The organism is Rhizobacter sp. (genome assembly GCF_031412075.1).
GTDB lineage: Bacteria > Pseudomonadota > Gammaproteobacteria > Burkholderiales > Burkholderiaceae_C > Rhizobacter.
The window spans coordinates 1-1998 of sequence record NZ_JANOCG010000425.1; the positions used below are offsets into that span (position 1 = coordinate 1).

General features: G+C 64.0%; 4 protein-coding genes. 3 read left to right on the forward strand and 1 reads right to left on the reverse strand.

Annotated elements, in window-relative coordinates; all coding sequences use genetic code 11:
• From RMO40_RS15930 to RMO40_RS15940, 3 genes are all read left to right on the forward strand, one after another.
• On the forward strand, positions 1-122 hold a 122-nt coding region (locus tag RMO40_RS15930), incomplete at its 5' end, for an ABC transporter ATP-binding protein C-terminal domain-containing protein (RefSeq protein ID WP_489660178.1).
• A 115-nt stretch (positions 123-237) separates the two neighbouring features.
• Positions 238-951 carry an ATP-binding cassette domain-containing protein gene (locus tag RMO40_RS15935; RefSeq protein WP_309723480.1) on the forward strand — a complete coding sequence of 238 codons (714 nt, stop codon included), beginning with the start codon at positions 238-240 and terminating at the stop codon, positions 949-951.
• Positions 952-1072: 121 nt separating this feature from the next.
• A complete protein-coding gene (locus RMO40_RS15940; protein WP_309723484.1) occupies positions 1073-1726 on the forward strand; it encodes a CsgG/HfaB family protein in 654 nt (217 codons plus the stop codon).
• Here the strand turns inward: RMO40_RS15940 and RMO40_RS15945 are convergent.
• On the reverse strand, positions 1613-1998 hold a 386-nt coding region (locus tag RMO40_RS15945; protein WP_309723487.1), incomplete at its 5' end, for a CsgG/HfaB family protein. The genes RMO40_RS15940 and RMO40_RS15945 overlap by 114 nt on opposite strands.

A 1998-nucleotide genomic window follows, 5' to 3' on the forward strand; every position in this document is an offset into this window, starting at 1 on the left:
TGTGCGACCGCGTGACGGTGCTCGACTACGGCAAGCAGATCGCCGAAGGCACGCCGGCCGAGGTGCAACGCAACGAGAAGGTGATCGAGGCCTACCTCGGCGCCGGCCACAAGGCGCATTGAAAGTCGATATGAAGCATTCATTCAAACTTCCAACGAGCTTGGCGCCGGGCCGCCCCAAGGCGGGCTCGATCTCCACGGGGGATCGCTCGCTGTATTCGGCGAGCGAGGGGCTGTCATGACATCCACATTCCTCAAAGTCAGCGGCCTGAAGGTCGCGTATGGCGGCATCCAGGCGGTCAAAGGTGTCTCGTTCGAAGTCAACGAAGGTGAACTCGTCAGCCTGATCGGCGCCAACGGCGCGGGCAAGACGACCACGCTCAAGGCCATCACCGGGCTGCAGCCGGTGGCCGCCGGTGAGATCGAGTACCTGGGCAAGTCGATCAAGGGGCAGGGCGCCTGGGACCTGGTCAAACAAGGCCTGGTGATGGTGCCCGAGGGGCGCGGCGTCTTCTCCCGCATGACGATCACCGAGAACCTGCTGATGGGCGCCTTCGTGCGCAACGACAAGGAGATCGACGCCGACATCGACAAGGTGTTCGGCATCTTCCCGCGCCTGAAGGAGCGGCGCAACCAGCTGGCGGGCACCATGTCGGGCGGCGAGCAGCAGATGCTCGCGATGGGGCGCGCGCTGATGGCACGGCCCAAGGTGCTGCTGATGGACGAGCCGTCGATGGGGCTCTCGCCCATCATGGTCGACAAGATCTTCGAGGTGGTGGCCGACATTGCCAAGCAGGGCGTGACGATCCTCGTGGTCGAACCGAACGCCAGCCGTGCGCTGCAGCTCGCCAACCGGGGGTATGTGATGGAGTCGGGTGAGGTCACCATGAGTGGCGAGGCCTCCGCCCTGCTGAGCGACCCCAAGGTGCGGGCGGCCTACCTGGGCGAATAGCCGGACCCGGTCGCCAGGGCGACCAAAGTCACCTCCGCACGTTCAGGAGGCGCTTTGGTGTGCCCCCGAATCTATACTTCTCAGCAGCCCGTTTCGGCATGCACACCGTTGAGAGGTTTCAATGAACGCGACCCTGGTCAAACCATTTGCGCTTGCAGCATTCGCCGGGCTCTTGCTCAGCGGCTGCGGCTCCACAGCCCCGTCGTTGGGGGGCAACAAAGGTGTGGTTTCCGGCGCGGCCGGTGGCGGCACCGCCGAAGGCAACAACAGCCAGCTCGAAAAGTGCGGTGAAACACTCGGCACGGTGGCACTGCAAGAAGAAACCAACGCACCCTGGTACTACGAACTGCGCCGCAACCAGCTCGGTTCCACGCTGCCGGTGCTGCGCCTGATGATCCAGCAAAGCAACTGTTTCGTCATCGTCGAGCGCGGCCGCGCGATGAACAACATGATGCGCGAGCGTGAGCTCGAGGCCTCGGGCGAAATGCGCCAGGGCAGCAACTTCCAGAAGGGCCAGATGGTGTCGGCCGACTACACCATGAGCCCGGCGATCCAGTTCTCCGGCCGCACGGGTGGCGGAAGCGCTGGCCTGCTCACCGGCAAGCTGGGCGTGCTCGGCGCGGTGGCTGGCAATGTGAAGCGCAATGAAGCGTCAACCACCTTATTGCTGATCGACAACCGTGCGGCCGGAGAACTGGATCGCCGGGCTCATGGTGTAGTCGGCCGACACCATCTGGCCCTTCTGGAAATTGCTGCCTTGGCGCATTTCGCCTGAGGCTTCGAGCTCGCGCTCGCGCATCATGTTGTTCATGGCACGGCCACGCTCGACGATGACGAAGCAATTGCTCTGCTGGATCATCAAACGCAGCACCGGCAGCGTGGAGCCGAGCTGGTTGCGGCGCAGTTCGTAATACCAGGGGGCGTTGGTTTCTTCTTGCAGCGCCACCGTGCCCAGCGTTTCGGTGCACTTTTCGAGGGCGCTGTTGTTGGCTTCGGCGGTGCCGCCACCGGCGGCGCCGGAGACCACACCCTTGTTGCCCCCCAACG

Coding starts and splice junctions, on each gene's coding strand:
- RMO40_RS15935 (WP_309723480.1), top strand. CDS start 238: ATGACATCCACATTCCTCAAAGTCAGCGGCCTGAAGGTCGCGTATGGC.
- RMO40_RS15940 (WP_309723484.1), top strand. CDS start 1,073: ATGAACGCGACCCTGGTCAAACCATTTGCGCTTGCAGCATTCGCCGGG.